Genomic DNA, 1,537 nt, shown 5'->3' on the forward strand with positions numbered 1-1,537 from the left:
TATTCTGTTGAAAAACTCATGGTTTTCTGGGCCCTGTATCACGGGGCGAATGGTTCCCTCCTTGATTTTACTGAGCGGTGTTGGCCCGAATTGGGTTCGGAGCTAACTTTGCTAACTTTTTGAGGTTCTGGGTGGTTGCGGCGAGGATAAATTCGTCATGAGCCCCGCATGGCCCACGCAGTCGAAGCCGACTTAAGCCGTGAATGCGTTTCAGATGGGCGAACGACATTTCGACCTTTTTGCGTAGTTTCCGCGAGATGGCATATTGCTGTGTTTGCGATAAGGCGCGGGCGACATCACGAGATGGTTCATAGATTGAACGTGTAACTTTTCGTTGTGGTTCTTTGGGTGTGCAGCGTTGTTTGAGCGAGCATGCCTCACAATCAGATTTTCGGGCGCGTTAGCGGATGGTGGCATCTTTATTGGGGCCAGATCTTGGTGCGGTGAATGCGCGTCTATATTGCTTCAGCTCTTTGCCGCCAGGGCAAATATAAAGATCGTGCTCAGCGTCAAATGTAAAATCAGCGCGTTCAAACGTGCCATCCTTTCGGCCAGATTTATCAATGACAGGGATATGCGGCGCAATCCCGCGCTTTTGAACCAACCAATCCAGCATCGGACCTGAACCATAAGCCGTATCCGCAATCAACCGCTGTGGCATCAATTCATGCACTTCATGTACACGATCAATCATGATTTTGACGGCGTCAACTTCTGCTTGGCGGATGGAACGTGTTGGTTCCACATCAAGGATGACAGCGTTATCCGTATCGATCAAATAGTTCGTAGAATACGCAAAATACGCGGGGCCACCACGTGCGCCAGTCCATTGCGAAGCAGGATCTGAATGCGAGATAAACTTGGGAACCACAGGGCTGGCCGCGCCAAAAGCAGCGTCATCCAGCGTTTCCAAATATTCCCGGACTGCGCGTGGGGCTTCATCCGGGTTTATCGCTTCGGGGATCCAATCAGCCTTTGGCGTTGATTGCTGGCGGTTGGCATCAGCTGCAATGATACTCGCATCCGCCGCGTATCGCTGACCACTTGCAAGGCCAGCTTCAATGCACTGTGCCACAACGCTTTCAAACACATGCCTTAGTAAATCACTGTCACGGAACCGACCATGTCTGTTCTTGGAAAACGTCGAATGATCCGGAATGGCGTCCGTCAAATCAAGTTTGCAAAACCAGCGGTAGGCTAAGTTGAGATGGACTTCATCACACAGCCGCCGTTCCGAACGGATGCCCATGATATAGCCAACAAACAACATCCGCATCATCAGTTCAGGGTCAATCGAGGGACGCCCGGTTGAACTATAGAACGAGCCCAAATGCGCACGCACGCCAGATAGATCGATGATACCGTCAATTGCCCGTAAGACATGATCTGCAGGAACATGATCCTCGATAGAGAAATCGTAAAACAGAGCGCTTTGCGCTTCTTGCCGTGGTCCCAACATCGCAACAATCTCCCATCTCAATGAGGAAATTGAATCAGTTAGACGAGGCTAAATCAACGTGAGTTTTTCAACAGAATA

Annotated in this window: 1 pseudogene; it reads right to left on the reverse strand. The window is 50.4% G+C overall.

The window, feature by feature from the left end:
* Positions 1-67: 67 nt before the first annotated feature.
* A pseudogene (locus OS189_RS18610) lies at positions 68-1,459 on the reverse strand (IS1182 family transposase).
* Positions 1,460-1,537: the final 78 nt, after the last annotated feature.

It is taken from the genome of Sulfitobacter sp. F26169L, from assembly GCF_026410285.1.
Taxonomy (GTDB): Bacteria; Pseudomonadota; Alphaproteobacteria; order Rhodobacterales; family Rhodobacteraceae; genus Sulfitobacter.